This window comes from Teichococcus aerophilus, assembly GCF_014490485.1.
GTDB lineage: Bacteria > Pseudomonadota > Alphaproteobacteria > Acetobacterales > Acetobacteraceae > Pseudoroseomonas > Pseudoroseomonas aerophila.
This window is the reverse complement of the sequence record NZ_JACTVA010000013.1, coordinates 19,596-42,863: the sequence shown is the minus strand read 5'-3', so window position 1 is coordinate 42,863 and position 23,268 is coordinate 19,596. Positions and strand designations below refer to the sequence as shown.

17 protein-coding genes are annotated in these 23,268 nt (G+C 68.4%); 11 read left to right on the top strand and 6 right to left on the bottom strand.

Annotation, left to right across the window (positions count from 1 at the left end; genetic code table 11):
* Positions 1-442: 442 nt before the first annotated feature.
* From IBL26_RS09635 to IBL26_RS09610, 6 genes are all read left to right on the top strand, one after another.
* Positions 443-814 (top strand): DUF6634 family protein, encoded by a 372-nt coding sequence (locus IBL26_RS09635; RefSeq protein ID WP_187784262.1) that lies wholly within the window; start codon positions 443-445, stop codon positions 812-814.
* Between the two features lie 4 nt (positions 815-818).
* The gene (locus IBL26_RS25900; protein WP_187784261.1) at positions 819-2,999 is read left to right on the top strand and encodes an AAA family ATPase; all 2,181 of its coding nucleotides are present in this window, start codon (positions 819-821) and stop codon (positions 2,997-2,999) included.
* Between the two features lie 259 nt (positions 3,000-3,258).
* Positions 3,259-4,059 (top strand): BAR domain-containing protein, encoded by an 801-nt coding sequence (locus tag IBL26_RS09625; protein ID WP_187784260.1) that lies wholly within the window; start codon positions 3,259-3,261, stop codon positions 4,057-4,059.
* The gene (locus tag IBL26_RS09620) at positions 4,056-6,284 is read left to right on the top strand and encodes a DDE-type integrase/transposase/recombinase (protein WP_187784259.1); all 2,229 of its coding nucleotides are present in this window, start codon (positions 4,056-4,058) and stop codon (positions 6,282-6,284) included. Before IBL26_RS09625 ends, IBL26_RS09620 begins: the two co-directional genes overlap by 4 nt.
* Positions 6,277-7,200 (top strand): TniB family NTP-binding protein, encoded by a 924-nt coding sequence (locus IBL26_RS09615; protein WP_187784258.1) that lies wholly within the window; start codon positions 6,277-6,279, stop codon positions 7,198-7,200. Before IBL26_RS09620 ends, IBL26_RS09615 begins: the two co-directional genes overlap by 8 nt.
* Before the next feature lies 1 nt (position 7,201).
* Complete coding sequence (locus tag IBL26_RS09610; protein ID WP_187784257.1) at positions 7,202-9,610, top strand: TniQ family protein; 2,409 nt, start codon at positions 7,202-7,204, stop codon at positions 9,608-9,610.
* A gap of 47 nt (positions 9,611-9,657) precedes the next feature.
* On the opposite strand, the gene IBL26_RS09605 is transcribed toward IBL26_RS09610, so the two are convergent.
* From IBL26_RS09605 to IBL26_RS09590, 4 genes are all read right to left on the bottom strand, one after another.
* Complete coding sequence (locus IBL26_RS09605) at positions 9,658-11,193, bottom strand: YaaC family protein (protein ID WP_206684182.1); 1,536 nt, start codon at positions 11,191-11,193, stop codon at positions 9,658-9,660.
* 166 nt (positions 11,194-11,359) lie between these two features.
* Positions 11,360-12,742 (bottom strand): nucleotide-binding domain-containing protein, encoded by a 1,383-nt coding sequence (locus tag IBL26_RS09600; RefSeq protein WP_187784255.1) that lies wholly within the window; start codon positions 12,740-12,742, stop codon positions 11,360-11,362.
* Between the two features lie 8 nt (positions 12,743-12,750).
* The gene (locus IBL26_RS09595) at positions 12,751-13,866 is read right to left on the bottom strand and encodes an SAVED domain-containing protein (protein WP_187784254.1); all 1,116 of its coding nucleotides are present in this window, start codon (positions 13,864-13,866) and stop codon (positions 12,751-12,753) included.
* 552 nt (positions 13,867-14,418) lie between these two features.
* A complete protein-coding gene (locus tag IBL26_RS09590) occupies positions 14,419-15,348 on the bottom strand; it encodes a LysR family transcriptional regulator (protein ID WP_187784253.1) in 930 nt (309 codons plus the stop codon).
* Positions 15,349-15,440: 92 nt separating this feature from the next.
* Between IBL26_RS09590 and IBL26_RS09585 the strand changes: the two genes are divergently transcribed.
* Together IBL26_RS09585 and IBL26_RS09580 are read left to right on the top strand one after the other, a co-directional pair.
* The gene (locus tag IBL26_RS09585; protein ID WP_187784252.1) at positions 15,441-16,589 is read left to right on the top strand and encodes a mandelate racemase/muconate lactonizing enzyme family protein; all 1,149 of its coding nucleotides are present in this window, start codon (positions 15,441-15,443) and stop codon (positions 16,587-16,589) included.
* 32 nt (positions 16,590-16,621) lie between these two features.
* Positions 16,622-17,602 carry a tripartite tricarboxylate transporter substrate binding protein gene (locus IBL26_RS09580; protein WP_187784251.1) on the top strand — a complete coding sequence of 327 codons (981 nt, stop codon included), beginning with the start codon at positions 16,622-16,624 and terminating at the stop codon, positions 17,600-17,602.
* Positions 17,603-17,854: 252 nt separating this feature from the next.
* Here the strand turns inward: IBL26_RS09580 and IBL26_RS09575 are convergent, their stop codons facing one another.
* Together IBL26_RS09575 and IBL26_RS09570 are read right to left on the bottom strand one after the other, a co-directional pair.
* Entirely contained in the window at positions 17,855-18,151 is a 297-nt protein-coding gene (locus IBL26_RS09575) for a hypothetical protein (RefSeq protein WP_187784250.1), read from the bottom strand.
* A 245-nt stretch (positions 18,152-18,396) separates the two neighbouring features.
* Positions 18,397-19,350 carry a LysR family transcriptional regulator gene (locus tag IBL26_RS09570; protein ID WP_187784249.1) on the bottom strand — a complete coding sequence of 318 codons (954 nt, stop codon included), beginning with the start codon at positions 19,348-19,350 and terminating at the stop codon, positions 18,397-18,399.
* 148 nt (positions 19,351-19,498) lie between these two features.
* Here IBL26_RS09570 and IBL26_RS09565 point away from each other — a divergent pair, with 148 nt between their 5' ends.
* The 3 genes from IBL26_RS09565 (at position 19,499) to IBL26_RS09555 (ending at position 23,197) form a co-directional block, all read left to right on the top strand.
* On the top strand, positions 19,499-20,152 hold the full coding sequence (locus IBL26_RS09565; RefSeq protein ID WP_187784248.1) for a hydrolase: 654 nt from the start codon (positions 19,499-19,501) through the stop codon (positions 20,150-20,152).
* Positions 20,153-20,699: 547 nt separating this feature from the next.
* A complete protein-coding gene (locus tag IBL26_RS09560) occupies positions 20,700-21,605 on the top strand; it encodes a dihydrodipicolinate synthase family protein (protein WP_187784247.1) in 906 nt (301 codons plus the stop codon).
* 116 nt (positions 21,606-21,721) lie between these two features.
* Complete coding sequence (locus tag IBL26_RS09555) at positions 21,722-23,197, top strand: phospholipase D-like domain-containing protein (RefSeq protein ID WP_187784246.1); 1,476 nt, start codon at positions 21,722-21,724, stop codon at positions 23,195-23,197.
* The last annotated feature ends 71 nt before the right edge of the window (positions 23,198-23,268 follow it).

Sequence of the window (23,268 nt, the reverse complement as noted above, 5' to 3'; positions counted from 1 at the left end):
TCGGCGCCCAGCGTTAGGTATCTGATCCTACGACATTTCAGGCGTGACCATTGGCAGCCAACCACGGCAAACGTACCATGGCCATCCTGCACCTACCCAATGTTGCAAGGAAATCCGAAAGGATTCAGCACGGTAGATCCAGCCACCTGAGGGACTGGCGGGCCTTCGAAAGGCAACCTCGGGTGCTTCCCTTGCTGGCAAATCACACCGGCGCATGCCTATTGCGCCGGGCCAGATGTTCCGCTTCTGTTCTGCGCATGACGACCGCCCTTTCTTTCCCCGAGGCGACTGAACCGGGTCCCCCTGGCCCAGCGGGGTACGTCGGCGGGTGCGGAAACGGGCACTGGGTCGTCATCCCCGCGCCCGCGTAGGGCGCCCGGCGGCCGCACCCGCAGGCCGCCACCAACACCCCGACAACCACCCATCAGAGACAGGAGGCACCATGCTTATCATCGGTGAACGAGGAACCGTGCGCGGCGACGTCGAGGCGGAAGCCAGCAGGTTGGAAACGCTGGCCGCGGACCTGCGGCGCCTGGCCGCTGTCGGGATGCCGTCTGCGGAGGAGCTGTCCGAGGCGCCGCTGCTGGAGGGGTGGGCCGTGACCTCGCGCCCGGTCTTGTGCCTCGTCGGCGCCGTCACTGGCCATCCGTTGCTGGACGGCCCCTTCTGCCGCACCTCCGACCTGTGGGCCTTCGCGCCGACCGTTGGCTGGGCGCGTACGTTGAACCGCCTCTACCGGCTCGGCGCCCCGCGCGCGCCCATGCCGGTCGTGCCGCCGCCCGCCGACCGGACCTGCTCCCTGGGCCTGCGGTGACGCCATGCCGAACCCCATCCCCAACACCTCCGCATCCGCCCCCTCACCTGCCCTGCCGCCCGGCAGCATGGGTGGCGCCGCCGCACTGACCGGCGACGCGCTGGACCTCGCCATCGAAGGGCTGGCCGAGGCCGTCGAGGAGGAGATCGGTGACGAGCCGTTCCACCTCGGTCCGAACCCGCCGCAGGCGCGGGAGCCGCAGCCGCCGCCCGCGCACCGGCCCTCGCGGGTGCGCCTGGAAGACCCTGCCGAGGCCGCCGCATACGCCATGGTGCGGCGACTGCTGATGGCCGACCCCACCCTCCACGGCAGGGCGCGGGAGCCGGGCGCGGTCCTCGTGATCGAGGTGCCGGACGCCGAGTGGGTCGTCCCCGTCGCCGAGACCTGGCGCATGCTGATCCACGGCACGGACGAGGTACCTTTCGACGGCGACGACGCCCAGGATCGGCCATACCGTCGGATCAGCAAGATTGAACCGAGCTGGGCTGAGTTCCGCCGCGACGGCTCCGACCGTTGGCACCGCCCCGAGGACGGCAACGGCGCCGTTCGCACCATGGTCGCCAGCGGGCGCCCGGTCTACGGCTTCAGCCCGGCGCCCGCCCGCTGCCTGCCATCAGACCTGCTGCGGGCCGCCACGGCGACGGTGACAGTCGGCCCGCTCGATCCGGCCGCGTTGGCCGAAGCAGCGACCATGTTGACGGGTGCCGCGCCGGTCAGCGCGTCCGTCCCGCCGGAGGTGGCGCGGCTGGTCACCGTCGGCGACCTGTGGCTGGCCCGGCTGCCGCACCAGGACGCCGACGACTACCTCCGGCGGCTGGCGGAGCTGGCGTCGTCGCGGATCGGCGCCCGGCCGCTGACGCTCGACGGCCTGCACGGGATGGAGGAAGCCGCGCGCTGGGGCAAGGACGTCGCCCGCGACCTCGCCGACTACGCCCGCGGCGCGTTGCCGTGGCGCGACGTGGACCGCGGCGCCGTGCTAGTCGGTCCCACCGGCACAGGCAAGACGACCTTCGCCAGGGCGCTGGCCGCGCAGTGCGGAGTGCCGCTGGTGACCGGCTCCCTGGGGCAGTGGCAGGGTGCCAAGGACGGCCACCTCGGCACGACCCTGGGCGCCATGCGCGGGACCTTCGAGGCCGCGCGCAAGGCGGCGCCCTGCATCCTTCTCGTGGACGAGATCGACAGCTTCGGCAACCGCACCACCTTCCGCCACCACGACCGCGACTACTCGGTCCAGGTGGTCAACGCCTTCCTCGAGGAGCTGGACGGCGCCGCCGGGCGCGAGGGTGTCGTCGTCCTGGGCTGCTGCAACGACGCCAGCCGCATCGACCCGGCCATCCTGCGTCCGGGGCGCCTGGAGCGCCTGATCCGGGTGCCGCTGCCGGACCAGGCGGCGCTGGCCGCCATCCTGCGCCACCACCTTGGCGGCGACCTGCCCGGCGCCGACCTGTCGCGCCTGGCGCTGCTGGGTCTCGGGGCCACCGGCGCCGAGGCCGAGCGCTGGGTCCGCGGCATGCGGCGGCGGGCGCGGCACGACCGGCGGGAGGCGACCCTGGCGGACCTGGAGGCGGAGCTGCGCGGCGGCGGGCCCCGCCCGGCCCCGGAGGTGCTGCGCCGCGTGGCCATCCACGAGGCCGGGCACGCGGTGGTGACGGCACTGGAGCGGCCGGGTGCCGTGGTTTCCGTGACCGTCCTGGCGGTCGGCGAACACGCTGGCCGGGTGCTGCTGGCGGATCCGGCCGGTGGCCAGCCCGCGTTCACCCGCGCCGCCCTGTCAACTCTGCTGCGCGAGGCGCTGGCGGGCCGGGCGGCCGAGGAGGAACTGCTCGGCGAGGCATCGGCCGGGAGCGGTGGCGGAGCCGAGAGCGACCTCGCCACGGCAACGCGCCTCGCGACGGCGGCTGTGACCGCGCTCGGCCTCGACGAGGGTGACGGCGCCTTAGTCTGGCGCGGCCTGCCCGACGCTGCCGGTGTTCCCGCCCTGTTGGCGATGCGGCCAGAGGTCGCGGCCCGGGTCGGCGAGATGTTGGACGCCGCCTACGCGGAGGCGCGGTCGGTGGTGCGCAAACATGGATTTGCCATCTGCCGCCTAGCGGACCTGCTCGCCACCCAGGAGACCGTCTCGGGCGCCGATGTCGAGCGCCTGCTCACCGCAGGCACCCCTCCCCGCCCGCCCCGCAAGCCCTGACAGGCGCACCCCTGCGTCGCGCCGCATCAAGGCGCGTATCTATGTCAACATTTCCCAAATAATCTATGTCAACACTCGAAGTATTCAGAGGATAGACCATTAATCCTTCTGGAGTGAATTTTCCAGAATCGCCGCTAGAGGCACCCGCCTCTGGAGCAAAACGTCGCATGCCGATTGTAGATTGACAAGTAACCGATTCGTCTGATCTGAATCGCATCCACCGTGAGGCGGCCTTGTCGGTCACAGCCAGGGGTCAAGCATGGGCACCGCTCACACATCTTCTCGCAAGGACTTGCCGAGCGGCACCGCCGCGCCCGCAGGCCAGCCAAGACGGAAGCGCGTTCAGGCGGCACCCCCGGCGGCGCCCGTCACGACCCTCGACACGCCGGACGGCAAGATCACCTACCGGGTCGAGCCGATCCCGGCCCCGGAACGCGCCCGCCTCGCGGCAGGCTCGCCGGGCATCGTCAACGGCATCTGCAGCAGCCCGAAGAACGGGCGGCCGATGGCCTATCCCAACCGCTGGATCGGCAGGCTGATGGTGCTCCTGGAGATCAACCGGGAGGTCGCCGCCTACGAGACCTTCCCCGAGCGCGTATTCCTCGCCCTGAACGGCGAGCCGCGCTCATACGCGCCTGCCATCAGGGCGCGGCGCCGCGGCGGCGGCACCGCGGTGATCGACGTCGTCGACGGCGAGGTGCCACCCGAGGGCACCCCGGGAAGCCGCGCCCTAACCGCCATCTACGCCGAGCGTGGCTGGCGTTACCAGAGGCTGTCGCGGGCGCAGGTGTCCGTGGAGCCGCGGCTCGGCAACGCGGCCGAGATCCTGGCGCACGCCTACTACACACCGCCGCCCGCGACGGAGCGGGCGGTCGTCGGGGCACTCACCGGCCGCGGCTGGCAGGCCATCGGCGACCTCGAGGCCACTCTCCCGGCAGAGACCTTCGTGCGGGCGACGGTGCTGGCACTGGCGCTGCGCGGCGATCTGCGGGCGGATCTGGCAGCCGCCAGTCTCGCGGCCATGCGGGTACGGCTCGAGTCCTGGAGGCCGCGCGGGTGAAGTCCCTCGGCAAGCTGAACCTCCAGTTCCAGCTTGAGCACGGATGCATCGCCGTCATCAACGACACGCCCAGGCGTTACCTGGGCCGGAGCAAGGACAAGCACCGGCGGCTGCTCTTCGAGTGCGATGGTGGGACCCGCCTCGATCTCACCGACATCCAGCTGTTGGAGATGCAGCAGCGGGGCGAGCTCCGGCTACTGACGGCCATCGAGGCTTTGGCCTACACCGCCGAGGGCAAGCGCATCCGCGTCACGCTGGACGTGTTCAACCAGCAGGACGAGATCGACCGGGCGCGCTGGGAGGCGTACGGCGCCGAGACCATGCGCAAGGCGGCCTACTGCCAGGGGTGGGAAGACGCGGGAAGGCCGTCGCGCACGGCCCTGATGATGGCGCCGGTGGTCAGGCGGGTTGCAGAGGCGACCGGAGATAGAAGGCCGCCATCCGCGCGCCACGCGGTGCGCTGGGTTGGCGAGTGGTTGAACGGCGGCTGCGTGCCCGACGCCGTGGTTCCGCAAATCCTGAACCGCGGCAATCGCACCGACAGGCTGGCGCTGCAGCGCGAGCTGCTGACCGCGACAGTCGAGAGTGAGTACCTGGTGGACACGCGGCCGTCCGGCGCGGCCGTCTACCGGGCGGTGAAGACAGCGTTCGACGATCACAACGCCCCGCTGCCCGAGGGGCAGAAGCTGAGATGCCCCAGCCCCACCGCCGTCTACGCCGAAATCAAGAAGATTGACCTTTATACGCTGGCCCACTGCCGCGAGGGGGCGCGGGAGGCGAACCGCAAGCATCGTCCGATTGGCCCAGGCCCGGTCGCCGATCGGCACAACGACGTTTGGGAGATCGACCACACCAGGGTCAACGCCATTGCGGTCGACGAGACGACCGGAAAGCCGATTGGCAGGCCATGGGTGACGGTCATCCTCGACCGCGCGACCCGCATGTGCGTCGGCTTCTTCATCACCTTCGCGCCGCCCGGCACATGGAGCGTCATGGAGTGCATGGCCATGGCGCTCCTGCCGAAGGACGAGGCACTCAGGCGGGTCAAGGGTCTGAATGTCCCCTGGCCCTGCTTCAGCGGCCCCAAGATCATCGTGCCCGACCGCGCCAAGGAGTTCCGCTCCTTCACATTCGTGGAGGCCATGAGCGGCCTGGGTGCCCGCGTCGAGTACGCCCCCGTCCTCAAGGCTTGGTACAAGGGCACCATCGAGCGGTTCATCCAGACGCTGTCTAGGAACACCTTCGAACGGATCGAGGGCACGACCTTCTCCAACTGGTTCCTCCGGAACAAGGAGGCCATCCCGGAGAAGGTGGCGCGCACGACCCTCACCCAGCTGAATGAGCTCGTCACCCGCTACATCGTCAGCGTCTACCACCAGCGCACGCACCGCAGCCTGGGGAGCTCGCCGCTCCGCGCCTACGAGGAGAGCGTGACCCGCCATGGCATGCGCCCGCCGCTCGGCCCCGAACAGGTCGCCGTGCTCACATCGCCCCCCTCCTGGCGCAAGGTTCAGCGGTCCGGCATCCGCTTCGAACTGGTCGACTACGCCGACAAGGACGGCATCCTGGCCGACCTGTCGATCCACCCGCTGCACCGCTACGTGCAGTTCAAACCGAACCGGCTGGACGTTAGCGTCGGCCACTTCCGCGACCCGCGCGACGGGCAATGGAAGGAGGCTCGGGCGCGGGGACGCTGGCGCGAGCGCCTGCGGGGCCGGTCACTCGAGTGGCACCTTCGTGTGCGGGCGCTTCAGCGCGAGAACCCGGAGGCGTTTCCGGACGACGAGGACGGGCACGATGCAGCGGCGGCCGAGTTGGATGGCCTGTTCAAGAAGCGTTTGACGCAGAAGGGCTTGAAGAACCGCGAGCGAGCGCAGGCCGCCTGGGAGAAGGCGCGGATGCGCATGCAGGCCGAGGAGCCGAGCTTCGACGAGGCGGCCAGCGGACTGGACATCGCCGAGGACATCTTTGGGAACGCTGGGGATGAGACGTTGCCGGAGGGGGATGGCGCCAGCACGGCGCCGTCCGCGGACCCGGAGGCGCCGCCCGCGCCGAAGCGCAAACGCTCTCCCGGCATCCGACCAAAACCAGCATCGAAGTCAACGGCCGAGGCATCACCTGCTTCCGCTGCCGAGGGTCGCGACCTCGACTGGGACGCGGACGACGACATCGATTTTGCCGCGGCGGTTCGCGGCAAGGTTCACAGGGATGGGCAAGATGAGTGATCAGGATGACAGCGCTGACTTCGACGCGAAGGCTATCGTCAGTTCGGTCTTCTACAAGACCAAGCGGGCGGAAAAGGCGTTCGAGTATCTCGACATGCTGGCGCAGTACGGACGGGAGCGAAACTACCACAAGGCGGTCATCATTCTTGGCTTCCCTCGTTCCGGAAAAACCTTCCTGCCAGAGAACTGGGCCAAACTGCGCTATGGGGTCAACGGAACCCACAACCTCATGGCGCGTCTGCCATACGTGGAGGCGGTGCCGAACAGCACCCTGAACAAGCTCGCGGGCACGTCGCTCGAAGCCATGGGCGACCCGGATCCCAGTTACGGGAACGAAGCGCAGAAGACACAGCGCGTTATCGACGAGCTGAAGCGCCGGGAGCCGATCTTCACGATCTTCGACGAGATCCACAACCTCATTAACTCGGATACCGACACCGTGGTCGAAAGCGGGGGAAAGTGGCTGACGCGGGTCCTGAACGGCAAGGTGTCGCCCCTCCTCCTCATCGGAGAGCCTAAGACCATGCGGTTGATCGGCCAGAACAACCGCCAGCTCGCGGGTAGAATTATCGGGGCGTACGAGGTCAAGCCGTACGACTGGGCGGACAAGGCGGATCGGCACGAGTTCCGGGCGCTGCTGTATGCCATCGATGAGGGCCTTGGTTTACCGGAGCGCGCGCAATTCAGCGATGCCAACATGGCGCTCCGCATCTACGCCTTCTGCGAGGGCCTCATTGGACTTGCGGCCAACCTCATCGCGGCGGCCCTCGCCTTCGCCCGCATCCGCAAGCTCCCGAGGATCACCATGGAGCTGATGGCCGAGGCCGCCGATGGCCAGCTGCTCGGTGAGCGTCGCCGGGCCAACCCCTTCCGGGGCCCGGCGCCCCGCTCCGTCCGCCCGGCCGGGAACGACTGAGATGTCCTCAGACGGCGTTCGCGGCGACGCGCGCAACGCATCCGCCCGCGCCCGCCGTCGCAGCAGGATGGCCGGGCGCAGGCGCCCCGCGGGGTTCTTCGCCAACCATGGCACCGGCTACTCCTTACCGCACCCGGAGCATCTGAACCCCGGGGAGAACCTAGCCTCGCTGGTTGTCAGGAACGCCAAAGTCTATGGCTTCCGGGATCCGGCGCGCGTGCTCGGCCGGATCCGCCTGCCTGGCCAGTCGCTGCAGACCATCCTGTCCGAACCACCGGAGCCAGGGTTCCGAGGCGCCCTCGCCACCCTGCTCGGCTTGGACCAGGCGACACTCGACCGCATCTCCTACCCCACCTCGGATCCGACGCGCCTCCAGTTCACGGGGCACCTGCTGCCCCGTGAATTTTTCCGACTGACCTACCGCCGCTACTGCCCAGAGTGCCTGCGCGAGCACGGCTTCCACTGGATGGCATGGGACCTGGCAGTCGTCGCAATATGCCCCTGGCACGCCCTGCGCCTCGTCGACGGGTGCCCGGCATGCAACAAGCCCCTGAGTTGGCAGGCAGGAACTCTGACCTGTTGCCCCCGGCGAGGGTGCGGGGCGGACCTGCTGGAGGTGCTGGCGCAGCCGGTCCCCGCCGCCGAGGTGGCTGGCACCGCGATGACGATCGATGCCCTTGGCGACGCCATCCCCGTCGGTGCCGGTCCGCCCGGCCTCTCCGGCGGCGAGTTGGTCCGGCTCGCCTTTCAGCTCGGCGCCTTCGCCTGCGGGTTCGAGCGGGTGGGCCGCCCCATCGACGTTCTCGAACGCCACCCCGAGACGATGCACCTAGTCCTCGACGAGGGCTGGGCGGCGCTGGCCGATTGGCCGAGGGGCTTCCATGTCCTGCTGGAACGGCTGAGGGCCCGGGCTGGCGGGCGGCGGGGGCGGTACGGCCTCAGGAAGGAGTTCGGCTACCTGACGCACTGGCTGTTCCGCTTCGGCGGGGAGCCCTGGGTCAGGCCGGTGGCGGAGGCGTTCGCGGTCTTCGCCGCGACCCAGCTCGACTTCGCCACCACGGCGGCCGGGCTGCGGCGCTACGGCTCGCTCGAGGCGCTGCGCCACCGGCACATGACCATGTCCGAGGCCGCCCGCTTCCTTGAGGTCGCCCCTGAGACCATGATTGAGCTCGCCGACCGCGAGGGCCTGTACCTGGTGCGCTCCACAGGACAGGGCGCCCCGTCCCTGTTGAGGGCGGACTTGGTGAAGCAGCTGCACGCGACCAAGGCAGCGACGCTCTTCAAGCAGGAGGCGGAGCAGACCCTTGGCGTCGGACGCCCGGCGTTGCGGGAACTCACGGCCGCAGGCCTGCTGCCGGTCGTCCCTCCCGGGGAACGGGTCATTCACCAGCGCATCTACCGCGTGGCCGACGTTGAGGCCCTTGTGGCGTCCCTGGAGGCCAAGATCCCCAGCGGCAGGGTGCGCCGCAAGGGCATGGCCTTTGTGTCCCTGGCGGACGCGCCCCAGCCCCACCGCTCCCTGGTGCAGGTCTGCCAGGCCGTACTCGACGGCAGCCTGGTTCCGGTGGCCCTGCAGGCCAGGGCGAAAGGTCTCGGCCGAATAATGCTCGACCGCCGCGACATTTTGACGTCCATCCGGGTGCCGCGTACGACCTTGTCAGTTGTCGAGGCGGCGCATGCCCTCGGTGTCGCGGCGGAAACCGCCCGCCTCTGGGTCAAGCGCGGCCTGCTGGCGACGGTGGTCCTCGGGACGCGGGAGGAGCGCGGGCTGCGGGTGACCCAGGAGGCGCTGGACGCCTTCAGGCGAGATTTCGTCCAGGCGGGTGAGGTAGCGGCCATGACCGGCGTCGGCACGGGTCGGTGGGCGGCCGAACGCCTCGCCTTCCTGGGGGTGCGGGCGGCGTCAGGCCCGGCCGTGGACGAGGGCGAGGCGCACCTGTTCCGGCGTGCCGACCTCACGCCGAACATCCTCGCCCGCCTGCGCCGGGACGTGGTCGAAGGGACACCCAAGCCCTCGACGCAGCAGGCGTTCGACGCGGCCGACCGCGCTGGCAAGGCTGCAGCGCGCGTGCTCGGCGTGACGCTGCGGCGGGCGTGGAACGGCTTCGCCGACCAGCATGGCGGCATCTACGTGCAGGCGATCACCGGGCGCAGGCCCCGCTTCAAAGCCAACTACGTCTTCCGGTTCAACGCACCCATGCGCAAGCGCCTGGAAGCCGCCCGGCGGGGCTGGCTGGTGCTTGCGTTCTGCGATCAGGCGTTCTTCCTGCTCGTGCCCTGGGGCGTGGCCGAGCCGATGATCGGCCGCGACGAGGGAGACCGGCACCACATCTACGTGCCGGTGGATGGCCAGGGCCGGGTAGGCGGTGTCTTCGCTGAGTTCCTGCGGCCGCTGGGAAGCGGCACCTGAGCCTGTTGCCGAGCCGCCATCGAGACAACGGGGCGGCTTAGGTCAGGTCAGCCGAGCAAGGAAGCGGGATGGCCCACCGACATCTTCTCGCCGGTGATGCTCTCCAGGAACTGCTCCGGAAGGACGCGCTCCACTGTCGTGAGGAACGCCTCCACCAGAGCACGCATGTGGTCTAGATCCCCTTCCTGGATGCGGCGCCACAGGCTCGGACGGTAGCGGACGACGATCGACAACCCGTACAGGATGACGAAGCAGATTGCCCGATACTGGGTCACGGACCCGAACAGGGGCAGGATGAGTCCGCCCATACCGAACGGGCTACGGTGCACGTCGAGGGTGCTAAACCAGTATTCTGCATCCGGATGATCGACGGCCGCGCGGAAGTGGCGGGCCCGGCTACCGGACGGAAGTGGGGTGATTTCTCGAATGGGGCCCCGGAGGCCGACCAAGGTTTCAGCGGTCATCCGCCCGGAATCATCGGCGAGCAGTATGTAGCTCGTTTCCGCGCGGTCATTGCCGCCGAACAACCCCGTCCGCTGATTGGCGCGATGTTCTATACTGGGCGACACCCAAGCAGGAGAACCAGAGAAGACGTCCTCGAAGAGGTCGCCAACCTCTGGGATGCGGGCGAACAGCTGCTCCATCGTGGCCCAGCTGCCTTCCGGTGCCGCTAAGAGGTCAGACGCCTGCCTCGGCTTCTTCTTCATGGTGGCCACGGGGCTGACACCCATGGACTGCGTCCAGTTAAGGAAGAAGCCGGACCCAGTTGGCCCGACGGCCAGGCCGCCGAAGCCCTCATCCTGGCCGTCGTGCGTCCACAGCCCATGCCCCTGCTTCGTCATATCCTCGATGCTAGACAGCTCGGCTGGGCCGTCGGACGCGGCAAGCATCTCAGCGAAGGCAAACGCCAAGCAGCCGTAGTAGAGGTTCAGGATCCGCTGGCTCAGGTTCCCGACGTCCTTCAGCGCGAAGTAGTCGGCCGCGTTCCTGACCGCGTAGGCCAGCCCGTCGCCCTTCGTTTGCAGGGAGGCAGCGGCAAGCTGGAAGCCGCTCGCGGCGGCCCGGGCATCTACGGCTTTCCTCGCCAGCGTGGCGCTCTTCAGGCGCGAGAGACGTGACCAGATCGCGTCGATAGGCACCTCGGACAGGAGCCGCCTCTCCCGTGGCCCAGCAGGCGCCTCCTCCGCCACCTCCGGATGAATCGCAGCCGGTGCTATCTTGTCGGGAATGCTGAGCTGGTTCCATTCGACAAGATGGTGGTGGAAGTCGTCCGCCGACCGCACTGGTCTCGAAACGCCACGGGTGAACTCATCAAGCTTGTACGGCTGACCGTTGAAGAGGGTCAGGTCGACTTCCTCATCAAGGCGGCGGAACACACGGTTGTCGGTGCCACTGCTGTAGACAAGCGCCAAACGCCGCTTGAAGCCGTTCCTTTCTGCCGTGATGACGACGTACTCGCCTTCCTCCACCACCCGCTCGATCTCGGCCGTCCAGCGGTGTTCCCGCAGCGGAACGAGCAGCTTCTGCTCGGCATCGCGCCGCAGGATGTCAGCGCGCATCTTCCAACCGAAATCCTTGGTCACCCTAGCCCTCATCTCGCTGCCACGACTGTGGAAAGGGTAACCGTCAGCGGCATTCGGCCAAGTGGAAATCGGCTGCTAATGGCGGCGGCTCGACTGCGGCTCCGCATAGTTGACAAGACCCTGTCACGCTCACTGAGCTCCTGCGGCTGCTTAGGAGCCGCCCCGGCTACCTGAGCAGGCCGCGTATGCCACGCAAACCGCGAGCGATGCGCACCACGTGGGAGGTCTCGGCCAGCACTCGTTGGTTGGCCGAGATCCGGCAGGTGAGCCGATGGACACCCGAGAAGGCCGTGCTGGTCCAGATCTCCGGCCCACTTTGCTGCCAGCCAATCTGCTCGGCTTCGGCAGCCTCGTCGCCCTCGTTCGTGCAGTGCCAGGTGATGTCGTACGGCGGGGGCACGTTGGTCCTGACCATGTCGAACCTGAGATGCAGGTCCTTCGGCAGGAAGCCTTTGCCGCTCGTGTAGTAGCGGTAGACAAGGCCACCATGGGTTTTCGCCAGCCCGCAGGTGACCTCTACGAAGTATGGCAAGGCGATGGCCCGGGCCTCGACGAGGCTCTTCTGGGCGGTCTCCTTCTTAGCCCAGAAGTCGTGGTTGAAGATCCAGTCCCAGGCGGAGCGTGCCTTCTCGCGGGTGCAGGCGCCTTGGTCGAATAGGATGTCGAGCTTGGGCAGGTTCTCGTCGAGCCGATCGCGCAGGCGCTTCACTTGGTTCAGCACCTCAGTACGGCCGGTCAGCTCGGAGCCGTCCACGGGGCTGAACACCTGGCAATTGACCTTGAGGCGGTCCCGCAGTGCGACGAGCGTGTCATAGAGGGCTCGGTCGTCCCGGTTGTCGTTGGCCTTATAGACGCCCGCCTCCTCCAGGAGGGCCGAGACCACCATGCCGCCAGGCAGCGTCCAACCGGAGCGCGAGCGGCAGAACCATTTGGTGAAGCGCACAATGCGCCGGAACTGCCCGGGCGCCACTGCGGGCTTGTAGCCGAGCCACGAGTTCTCCTTTGGGCTCAGCCGGTCGGCCGCGCTCTGGAACCAGTTGGTGACCTTGGCGGGGTCCCGTTCTGTCCACTCCCGGCTGGCGTGCTCGGTATGCGTCACGCCCGCGTCGTCCACGTAGGTCCGGTAGACGGCGAAGTCGATGTGGTAGCCGTCCGCATAGTAGATGGTCACGACATTGGTGCGGGCTTCCGGCTCCGTGGTGAAGTTGACGCACTTCTTCGCCAGGGCGTCCCGCACGCGCTTCCGCGCCTGCAGTGGATCCACGCAGATTTCGGACTTCTTGAAGATTACGGCGACGTCGATGTCGTAGTCGCTCTCGTCCGACGGGTCCTTGTTCAGGGTGTGCATCGCGTAGCCGCCCTGGTTCCGCCAGTCGCACCAGTGCGGGTGCGGCTTCCCTGTCTCGGTGGCCAGCGCGTCCAAGCCCGCGTTGAGCCGGTCGAGGTTGAGGTCCCGCTTGGCAGCCAGATTCGTGCGGAGGTCGCCTCCGAGCCTGATGTGGCCGTGGTAGAAGCTCGACAGGTCCGCGGACATGTCGAACATGAACATCCAGGAGGTCATTCTGCTGCCTCGTCGTCGAGTTCGGGGATACCGGCCTGCTGGGGTCTGACGACCTGACGCCGCCCCAGGTCGTTGACGTTGATGCGGATGCCCCACGCATAGCGGGGTGTGCTCTGCGCCGAATAGTTGTAGGCGACCACTTCCGGGTGAAGGGTCTTGGTGATCATCCTACCGAGTGAGAAGCCGACGCACATCGGCACGGCGGCGAAAACGTGGATGATACCGCCCTTGGGCACCCTGCCCAGCGCGCTGTCGAGCGCGTCGCGGAAGGCGTCTGCGATGGCCTCGACCTGCCCGTAGTGCGTGATGATGTCCCGCTTCGGCTCGGCAACGGTGATCAGGAACTCGTCGAACGGCCCGGACACGACCTCGCTGACGTCAGCCAGCGGGATGCCATAGCTCACCGCCACGCGGATGACGGCCGAGACCGGTGGTTCGGCAGAGGGGCTGGGCTGCATCCGGACGCCGAGGTTGGAGCCTTTCCCCTGTGCCAGCTCGCGCCAGGTGCTGTTCGGCCGGTCGAGTTCGAAGAGCGCGGCGCGGACGGCCGTCGTGGCAGTGTGCCCGGCCAGGATCTGCAGCGGCACGTGAGCGACGCCGTAGTAGCCGACGGCCAGCCGGTCATCATTCCGGCGCTGAACCGTGATCTCGTTAAAGGCATCTTCCTGGATACTGAGCGCCCTAGTCAGCTTGGTGGCGCCGAGCGACAGGCACCTAGTCTGGTCGCAGTCGGCGTGCCGCAGATAGCGGCGGCCAAGCCATCCTGGGATCGACACTTCCTCCAGCTTCGGCGGCAGCGACAGGTCCAGGGATACATGGCGCAGTGCGAGAAAGGCGCGTGCGGGCTCGTCTGGACGCCGGGCGTCCCGAAGCTGGCGCACGAAAAGGGGCACCAGCAACCAGACGCCAGCTGCGACGAGCGGCACCCCAGTCCACCACGGCGCGTCCAAGGATAGGCCGAGGTCGAACGCCTTGTTCACGGCCGACAGCAGGGCATCCTTGAAGCCCGGGCTCATCAGCGCAAGCCCGGCGGCGACAAGCGTCACGCCGGTCAAGGTCAGCGTGCGAGAGCCCGTCGGGGCTTCTTCTGTATGCTTACGGAACCAGGGCATCGACCGGCATCCACGGGTTGAACCCGGCAGCCGGGCGTCACCTGGAAATTATATGCAGGTCGAGAACAAAAGAGGATTCGATTTTCTGCCGAGGCGACTGGTTCACTCGTTGCGGCACCACTGGCGTGGAGCGGCCAAAGTTGACAGAGATTCGCGCAGATGCTGCCACTTCGGACATGGCCAGCCCTCGTTAGGTGAGCTATGGCCAGTGCCAACTTATGGCTAATTTAGGGTCGGCTGGTGCCAAGTTATGGTTAAAGCCAGTGACATGATTTGCTGAAATGGGCATCGGCAAATCAATGACTTAGGTTGGTCCCTGGGACAGGTTTTGCTGGGATCCACAGGTGCCCGGCCGGGCGGAGCCCGGCTCTCACCGCTGGCGGCCTGCCGGCATTGCGGCAACAACCCGACGCCTTGCCGTAGCGGACCGCTGAGCGTCCGCCGGATACGCCGCTGAGCCTTGCAGAGACGGAGCGTTGGCGCGACATCGCCGCCACCGTGGGGATTGAGCGCCGCAGAGATGCGGCTGGGCGCTCCTGCATCCTGTCCGGCTCAACGCTCCCCGTGCTCATTCACCCCGCGCCCGCCTGCAAGCGCCCGCTGCGCCGCCTCCTTCAGGAAGGCGGTGAAGCTGGCGGCGGGGATGGATTGGGCGTGATGGCGGGGGCGCAGCAGGCAGACTTCCAGCGGCATCGCGGGCAGTAGCGGCCGCACCAGCAGCCCCTGGGCATTGGCCTCGCGCAGGCCGAAGCCGTCGAGCACCGCTACCCCTGCCCCGGCCCGCACCAGGGCGCAGGCGATGCTGGATTGCGATACCTCCACCACCACCTGCCCCATGCGGGGTTCCTGCGCCATGGCCTGGCGCAGCATGGCGCCGACCGGCTGCTGCGCCGAGAGCGAGATGACCGGTTGATCGGCCAGATCCATCAGCCCCAGCCGCCGATGGCGGGCCAGGGCGTGGCGTCGCGGCAGGACGCAGCCGATCGTCGAGGTTCCGAGGCGTTCCGTCTCGACCCGCAGGTCCGCCGAGTGGCCCAGGATCACTGCGAGGTCGGCACGGTGGTCCGCCACCAGGTGCGCCGCCTCCAGCGCCGTGCAGGCCCGCAGGGAGACAAGGACCCCCGGATGCCGGGCACGGAAGGCCTGCACGGCATCCGGCAGCAGGGCCGTGGCCAGCACCGGCACGGCGGCGACGGCCAGCCGGCCGCTGCGGCCCTTGCGCAGGGCATCGGCCAGGCGGCTGACGCCGTCCAGGGCCGCCGCGGCCCCGAGCCATTCGGGCAGCAGCGCATGTGCCTCCGCCGTCGGCACCAGCCGCTTGCCATCGCGGAGGAAGAGCTGGAAGCCGAGGCGTTCCTCGGCCTGCCGGAGCATCTTGCTGGCGGCGGGCTGCGACATGCCCAATTGCCGCGCGGCCTGGGTGACGCCGCCGCATTCCATCACGGCGCGGAAGACCTCGAGGTCGCGGAGTGTCGGGTTCATAACCATTTGTCTATGAAATCAGGAAAATCAGATATTTGACAGCATGATGCGGCCCGACCAGCTTTGGTGGCAACGAATAAGCCGGAGGAAGCATGACGATCGTCGCCATCAACGGGTACCATTGCGGCTTCGCGCCCAGCCCGCCGCTCGGCAACGCATCGACCTTCATCCGCAGGCGGGACTTCCTGCTGCTGGAACTGGTGGCGGAGGACGGGACGAGAGGCTGGGGCGAGGTGTTCTCCTCCCCCTTCGCGGCGGCGGCATTCATCAAGGCCAAGCTGGCGCCGTTGGTGCTGGGCCAGCCTGCCGGCGACATGGCGCGGCTCTACGGCGCGATGATGGCCACCCTGTCCTACGACCGGCGGGGCGCGGCCATGATGGGCGTCTCCGCCATCGACATGGCGCTGCACGATCTCGCCGCCCGCGAGCGGGGCATCAGCGTGGCGCAGCTGCTGGGCGGTGCCTCCCGCCAGCGGATGCTGGCCTATGCCAGCGGCCCCTTCATCGCCGAGGGGCCCGAGCCCTACGGCGCCTATCCCGCGCAGGTCGAGGCGCTGCTGCGGCGCAACTTCCGCGCCATCAAGCCCCGCGCCGGGGTCTCCCCCCGCCAGGACGGCGCCATGACGCGCGCCCTGCGGCGCCAGGTGGGCGACGACGTCGCGCTGATGGTCGACATCAACCAGGGCTACACGGTGGGGCCGGCCCTGGCCTCCCTCCGCGCCATGGAGGAGGCTGACCTGCTGTGGGTCGAGGAACCGCTGCAGCCTGAGGATACCGGCGGCTACCAGACCCTGGCCGGCGCCGCGCGCTGCGCCATCGCGGGGGGCGAGGCGCTAGGCAGCCTGGCCGCCTATCGCGACATGCTGCAGGCGCGTGCCTTCGGCGTGTTGCAGCCGGACCTGACGGTGTGCGGCGGCTTCACCGGCCTGCGGCGCGTCGCCGCCCTGGCGGATGCCTTCGACGTGCCGGCCATGCCGCATGTCTTCGGCACGGTGGTGAACTTCCACGCGGCCTTGCAGATGGCGGCGCTGCTGACGGCGCGCCGCGGCGGCGGGGCGCTGCCCTATCCCTTCATCGAATATGACGTGACGCCCAACCCGCTGCTGACGCTGTGCGGCACGCCGGAGCTGGCGGCGGATGGCACCATGGGCCTGCCGGAGGGTCCGGGCATCGGCCTGGAGTTGGAGCCGGCTCAGCTGGCGCCCTGGATGACCGAGCACTGGCGCCTCGCGCGCGACTGAGGCCGCCCAACACAAGAACGGGGAGACGACATATGACCCAGGCATTCCCGACGCGTCGCGGGCTTCTTGCGCTCGGTGCCGCGCTGGCGCTACCGGCGGGCGGCGGCATGGCCCAGGCGCTGCCGCGCACCGTGCGGCTGATCGTGCCCTACCCGCCGGGCGGGGCCAGCGACATCACCGCCCGGTTGCTGGCGCAGGAGATGACGGGTGCCACCGGCGCCGCCTTCGTCGTCGAGAACCGTGGCGGCGCCGCCAGCATCACCGGCACCCAGGCCATCGCCACGGCCGCGCCGGACGGGGCGACGCTGGGCGTGGTGGACACTGCCTTCCTGGTCAACCAGGGGCTCTTCGCCACGCGCCTGCCCTATGACACGCGGCGGGACTTCACCTTCGTGTCCATGCTGGTCCGCTCACCACTGGTGCTGGTGGTGCCGGTGCAATCCCCCTGGAACAGCGTGGCGCAGCTTGTGGAGGCCGCGAAGGCGAAGCCGGGTGAGCTGGCCTTCGGCTCCGCCGGCAATGGCTCCGCCGTCCATATGGCGGGGGAGCAGCTCAGGCTCGCAGCCGGCTTCACCTATGTGCATGTGCCCTACCGGGGCGGCGGCCCGATGATCACCGACCTGCTGGCGGCCCGGGTGCAGATGGCCTTCGGTACCGTGCCCGCCATGGCGGAGCATGTGCGGGCCGGACGGCTGCGTGCCCTGGCGGTGACCGGCGCGACCCGGGCGGCGCTGCTGCCGGACGTGCCGAGCATGGCGGAGGCCGGGCAGCCCAAGGTCGATGCCGCGCTGATGAACGGGCTGGTCGGCCCGGCCGGGCTGCCAGCGCCGATGGTGGAGACGCTGGCGCAGGCGGCACGGAAGGTGCTGACGGGCGATGCCATGCATGCCCGCCTGACGGAGCTCGGCTTCGAGCCCGTGGCCTCGACACCGGAGGCATTTCGCGAGCAGGGGCTGCGCGAGATCGCGCAATGGGAAGAGGTCGTGCGGATGAGCGGCATTCAGCCCGAGTGAGCCAGTTGCCCGCACGGGGCTGGCCATCTGCCGCGCGCGGCGCTTTTCGCGGATCTGGCCGTTGGCCGCCGGGCCGGTCTCCGATCGTGGTGAATCGCCGCTGTTGCCTGTGGTTCTTCGCTGTCCCTGCGCGTTAGAGACTGTTTCAAGCCTGCCGGGTCGGGCGCGGCGGTCGCTTCCGCGCCAGCCGCCTCCGTGCCGGCACGAACACTTCGGCCGCGCCCTCAGCCAGCAGATTTCCGAAACAGTCTCCTAGTGCCTGATCGGTTCCAGCCAGAACAACACTGCCAGGCAGAGCGCCAGGCCCAGAAGGACCAGTGGTACGCCCATCACCACCCAGGCCCAGGCGGAGCCGTGCGAATGGAGCCTTGCCGCCCAGGCCGCCCCGCCCACACCGAGCAGCAATGGCAGAAACAGCAGCGCGGTACCGACGACATCGATGTTGCGTTCGCCGCGAAGCATGGGCGCGATCTCTCCCCAGGTTGCGAGGAGCGCAAGGGCCTGGGCGACAATGCCGAGGGTGGCCAGGAAACGGAGAGCGTGCTTCATTCCATAGGTCCTGGCTGCGACCCATACGATCCGCCCCATCCGCCGGCTTTGCAATGCGGTTGTTGCAATCGGCCATGCGGGGTCGCCGGCACGGGCGCCCCCGCCGTCCCACAAAGGGATGGTCGGAGCGGGATGGTGGGGAACGGCGCGGTTTGGCGAGTCGTCCGCGTGACGGCCATCCGCGAACTGCTCAGACGTTAGCCGAGATCGTATCGAAGCCGGGATGCCGCGAAATGGCGCGACTTCTATGGGGCGGCTTTGGGCCGCGTGTGCCGCCTGGTCGGCGCGGCGGGCGCAGGTTCTGCCTGGGCCTTTGCGATGTCCAGGCTCGGCGCCTTGTCGAAGCACGCGACCAGGAGTTCCGTGAGGACCCGTATCTTTCGTGCGGGGAGGTGGCCGGGTGGGCGGATGACGTACACGGCCGCCGGCGGCGGCGGGTAGCGCGTCATGACCGGAACAAGCGCCCCGGAGGCCAGGTGCTCGTGGGTGATACCGTCCGGGATCCAGGCGATGCCGAGGCCTGCCAGTGCGGCGGCGGCAAGGGCAGTGCCGTTGTCAGCCTTGAAGCGCCCCTGCGGGCGTACCGTGATGGTCTTGTCGCCATCCATGAGCTGCCAGGCTTCGGTTCCTTGCATGAGGGCCTGATGCGCGGCGAGGTCCTCCGGCGACTCAGGGGACCCATGTGCCCGGATGTAATCCGGGCTTGCAACCAGCTTGCCGTAGATGGGCCCGACGCGTCTTGCGACCAGATTGGAATCCTGGAGATAGCCAATCCGGATGGCGCAATCGAAACCTTCCGCGATGAGGTCCACGAAGCGATCGGTGTAGGACGTGTGGACGTGAAGTTGCGGGTGCCGCCGTGCCATGTCGGCCAGCACGGGGGCGAGGTGGGTGGGCCCGAACGTCAGCGGAACGGCGATTCTCAGGCGGCCGCACAGGTCGCCGGCGGGCGAGAGCGTTTCCCGCGCCAGGTCGATCTCCGCGCATGCCTTGGCGGCGTGGTCGCGGAACGTGCTTCCGGCTTCGGTCAACGCGGCGCCACGGGTGGTGCGTGCGAGAAGCTGGACGCCCAGTTCCTCCTCGAGCCGGAGCAAGGCGCGGCTGACGATGGATTTGGAGACGCCGAGCCGCCGCGCCGCGGACGACACGCCCCCGGCATCGGCAACCTCCACGAAAATCCGCAGGTCCTCGATGTTCAAGCTGGTGTTCCCCGATGCGCGACACAGCTTAACACCGTGGAGGGCTACTGCACCGCAAATCGGAACGGCAATCTCCGGCCCGGACATCGCTGCATCTGGCGCGTGTCCAGGAAATCGTCCCATTCGCAACAGTGGCAGAGGATGTCTCATGACTTTCCGCAATGGCCTCAATTCGCTTCTTCGCCCCGAGGATTCGGTGCTCCTGCTGATCGACCATCAGCCCTACCAGCTAGCGAACGTGAACAGCCACGAGCCGCAGATGGTGATCAACAATACGGCCGGGCTGGCGAAGGCCGCCAAGGTCTTCGGCGTGCCGACCATTCTGACCAGCGTGCTTGCTGAGCGGGGTGGTCTTCTGTTCCCGCAGATCACCGATGTCTTCCCCGGCCAGGAGGTGATTGACCGGACGTTCATCAACACCTGGGAAGACCGGACGGTGGTGGAGATGGTCAAGGCAACCGGCCGCAAGCAGCTGGTCATCGCCGGGCTGTGGACGGAAGTGTGCGTGGCGATGCCGGCCATCCACGCCCTGGGCGAGGGCTGGGATGTGACGGTGGTCACCGATGCGTCCGGCGGCGTCTCGGTCGAGGCCCATGAGGTCGCCATCAAGCGCATGGTTGCGGCGGGCGCGAACATGATGACCTGGCTGGCGGTCGCGGCCGAATGGCAGCGCGATTGGGCCCGGGCCGAGCAAGCCGCCGCGCTGACGAACGTCATCACGCAGCATGCCGGTGGCAGCGGCATTGCTTATCTGTGGGAGCAGCAATTGCTCAACACGCCGGTTCCCAGCACCACAGGCTGAATCATGCGGGGGATGACGAGGCATCAGTGATGTGCCACCCGGCAGGCTGGCGCGCGCGGTGCATCGTCATCCCCATGTTCGCTGCCCGGGGAGGGTCGGAATGGGCAGGCGAACCGGAGCGCGCCGTCGCGGTGGGCCGTTGCATGTTGCAGCGGCATTCTGCCTGGTGGTCGCTGCTCTTATGGCCGTGACGGCGGGGGTCTCGGCGCCATCGCTTTCGAGGCAGCGTGATTGACCTGCCGGTGTTCAAACCTGGCGCGTCGACTGGTATGCCGGTGGCGGCCTGTGCTGGAGACCGAATGGATTGCCGTGCCATCCGGCGACCCGACAAAGGTGTGGCCAGGATTCTCGGCTGAAGGCGACGAGGTGGTACGGCTCCGTTGCGCGCTGGATGATTGACGGCGCGGCAAGTTGCGACTTTTGGCTTCGGTGACATTTGGCGGCGGGCCGGGCATAACCCGTACACGTCGCAGCGCGACGGGCAGGACCCCCGGCGGCACTGTGCCCAACCGTGGCCGTCCCAGGCCGGAACCGGAGCCAGGAAACGATGCTCTCAGCCATCAAGGGCAGCTTCATCATCGCGCAGACGCCGTTCGACGAACGCGGCGCCGTGGATCTCGCGAGCATCGACAGCCTGACGGAATTCTACCTGGGTCATGGTGCCGACGGCTTCGTGGTACTGGGGGTAAGCGGCGAGGGGGGCAAGCTGACGCCTGAGGAAGCCCAGCAGGTCAGCGGCCGTTTCATCGCGCGCGCGCAGGGCAAGCCGGTGATCGTCGGCGTCAGCAACCCGAGCACGGCGCAGCTGGCCCTGCTGGCGAAGCAGGCGATGGACCAGGGCGCCTCAGGCGTCATGATCGCGCCGCCGGGCGGCCTGCGGACGGAGGTGGAACTGCTCGGCTACTTCGCCACCGTGTTCGGCATGATTGGCGACGTGCCAACGGTGTTGCAGGACTTCCCCGGCTCCACCGGGGTGTGGATGTCGGTGCCGTCCATCCTCAAGCTGGTGGAGAGCCACGCGCAGATCCAGGTGGTGAAGGAAGAGGACCTGCCGAGCCTGGAGAAGATCACCCAGCTGCGGGCCGGCGGCGGGCGGCGGGTGGCGATCCTGACCGGCAATAACGGCTTGTATCTGCCGCAGGAGATGGGGCGCGGCATCGACGGGCCGATGGCCGGGTTCTCCCACCCCGAGATGCTCTCCGGCGTCTACCGCCTCTTCACCCAGGGGCGCGAGGACGAGGCGCATGACCTGTTCGACCGTTACCTGCCGCTGCTGAACTACGAGGCGCAGGGCTTCTGGGGCGTCGCCGCGCGCAAAGAGGTGATGCGCCGCCGCGGCGCCATCCGCCACGCCACCATGCGGATGCCGGGGCCGAAGCTCTCGGCGATCCATATGGGCGAGATCGACCGGCTGCTGCGCAACCTGGAACGCACGCTGGCGGCGCGGCGCTGAGGCCGTACAGGGCTGAACGGAGATGCGTCACCACGCTGTGGCGCGGCCGCGCATGGCCGGGCGCCGCCGTGATCGTCAAGGGCCGGGTTATCTGATTAAAGGGGCGCATGGATCAGATGGCGTCCCCTCCCCGTCCCGCGTCCCTGCTTCGGCCGGGCGACAATTGCTGGCGAGTCGAGCATGCCGGGAAGCTTGCCGTCATCGTGGATGCCGACGAGTATTTTCGGATTGCCCGGGCGGCCATGCTGGCAGCGCGCCATCGCATCCTGCTGATTGGCTGGGACTTCGATGCCAGGATCCATCTGGGGGTCGGCAGCCAGGACGAGGCGCCTGGCCAGTTGGGCGAATTCATCCTCTGGCTTGTGAAGAACCGGCCGGAGCTGAACGTCTATCTGCTCCGATGGGATCTGGGCGCCGTCAAGACGGTGTTCCGCGGCAGCACCATCCTGACCCTGGCACGCTGGATGTGGCATAGCCGCATCCATACCAAGCTGGACGGTGCGCACCCGACCGGGGCCTCCCACCACCAGAAAATCGTCGTGCTCGACGACCAGACCGCCTTCTGCGGTGGCATCGACATGACCGGCGAGCGCTGGGATACGCGCGAGCACCGCGACCAGGACCCGCAGCGGGTCAATCCCGGCGGGAAGCCCTACCAGCCATGGCACGATGCCACCACGGCGCTGGAGGGACAGGCGGCCGTGGCGCTTGGCGAGTTGGCCATGGACCGCTGGCATGCCGCCGGCGGCAGACGGCTGCCGCCGATCCCATCCGGCAACCGCTGCTGGCCGGAGGCGCTGGCGCCGCAGTTCGAGAATGTCGAGGTGGCTGTCGCCCGCTCCTACCCGGAGATGCCGGACAGGCCGGCGGTGCGGGAGGTGGAGCAGTTGCATCTCGACCTTATCGCCTCCGCCCGCCGCTGCATCTATGCAGAAAGCCAGTACTTCGCCTCCCGCCGCATTGCCGAGGCCATCGCCAGGCGGTTGCGGGAGCCGGATGGGCCGGAGATCGTGCTGATCAATCCGGTGAGTGCCCAGGGCTGGCTGGAGCCCCTGGCAATGGACACGGCCCGGGCACGGCTGCACGAGGCGCTGCGGCGGCTGGACACGACGGGACGGCGCTTTCGCCTGTACCATCCCTTCACCGCCGACGGCGAGGCGATCTACTGCCACGCCAAGATCATGATCGTGGATGACCGGGTTCTTCGCATCGGCTCCTCCAACCTCAACAATCGTTCCATGCGCCTGGATACGGAATGCGACGTCGCCATCGACGCCGGGGAGCGGGCCAGGCCGGACCTGTCCGCGCGTATCCTCGGCACGCGCGACGACCTGCTGGCGGAGCATCTCGGCGTCCCGAAGCAGGCGGTGGCGGATGCCATCGCGGCCGAGGGCTCGTTGATCGGGGCGATCGAGGCGCTGCGCGGCCCCGGCCGCTCGCTGCGGCCTTACGAGGAGCCGGACCTGAACGCCGTGGAGGCGTGGCTGGCGGACCATGAAGTGCTCGATCCCGAGGGGCCGGAAGAGATGTTCGAGGCCCTGAGCAGGAGGGGCCTGTTTCGTGGCCGGCTGCGGAGATTGAAGCCCTGGTAAGCGGCGGATCCGGGTGCGGGTGGTCACGGCGGCGTGGGTGGCGGGGGTGAAGCCGGCTGCGTGACAGGCCG